We start from the raw sequence: 1,059 nt of genomic DNA, 5'->3' as shown, positions 1-1,059 counted from the left end.
CCGGCAAGCGCCTGACGCGCTACTCCGTGACCCTGCGCCCGCAACTGGCGTATCTCGCGCACCGGATCAACCAGCGGATCTTCCAGAACCTCAGCGTGCCGAAAATCATCGGCAAGGTCCTCGAAGATCATGGCATCCAGGGCAACGCCTACGCCTTCCAGACCGGCTCGATCTACCCGGAGCGCATCTACTGCGTGCAGTACGACGAATCGGACCTGCATTTCATCCAGCGCCTGTGCGAAGAAGAAGGCATTCACTACCACTTCCAGCACAGCGCCACGGGCCACAAACTGGTGTTCGGCGATGACCAGACGGTGTTCAAGAAACTGGCGCCGGTGGCCTATCAGCAGGACTCCGGCATGGTCGCCAGCAACCCGGTGATCAAGCGCTTCGACCTGCGTCTGGAAACCCGCACCAGCCGCACCACCCGCCGCGACTACGACTTCGAAAAACCGCGCCTGACGCTGGAAAGCGAAAACCGCGGCGACGCCCTGCCCGACCTCGAGGACTACGATTACCCGGGCCGTTTCGTCGACCGCGAACGCGGCAAACACCTGGCCAAACGCGCCCTCGAACGCCACCGCAGCGACTTCCAGCTCGCGGAAGGCAAGAGCGACCAGCCGCTGCTGGTCAGCGGCCATTTCCTCGCGCTGAAAGAACACCCGAAGGCCAAGTGGAATGACCTGTGGCTGCTCACCGAAGTCCACCACGAAGGCAAGCAGCCGCAGGTGCTGGAAGAGTCGGTGACCAGCGACACCACCGCGCTCAAAGACGATTTCCATCAGGGTTACCGCAACCGCTTCCAGGCCACCCCGTGGGACGTGCCGAACCGCCCGCCCCTGCGCCACCCGAAACCGCGCATCCTTGGCAGCCAGAGCGCCGTGGTCACCGGCCCTAAAGGTGAAGAAATCCACTGCGACGAATACGGCCGGGTGAAAGTCCAGTTCCACTGGGACCGCGACGGCCTCGCCGACGACAAGACCAGCTGCTGGCTGCGCGTGTCCTCCGCCTGGGCCGGCGCCCAGTACGGCGGCATCGCGATCCCGCGCATCGGCATGG

The 1,059-nt window shown here is 64.3% G+C and carries 1 protein-coding gene; it reads left to right on the top strand.

Annotated elements, in window-relative coordinates; genetic code table 11:
• Window positions 1-1,059 (top strand): type VI secretion system tip protein TssI/VgrG (gene tssI, locus EIY71_RS28460; protein ID WP_134024003.1); only part of this gene is annotated, 1,059 nt, incomplete at both ends.

The sequence above is a fragment of the Pseudomonas sp. CH235 genome, assembly GCF_004368175.1.
In the GTDB taxonomy this organism is placed as follows: domain Bacteria; phylum Pseudomonadota; class Gammaproteobacteria; order Pseudomonadales; family Pseudomonadaceae; genus Aquipseudomonas; species Aquipseudomonas paraglycinae.
Note: the sequence above shows the minus strand (reverse complement) of the source record. Positions and strands in the feature narration are given on the sequence as shown.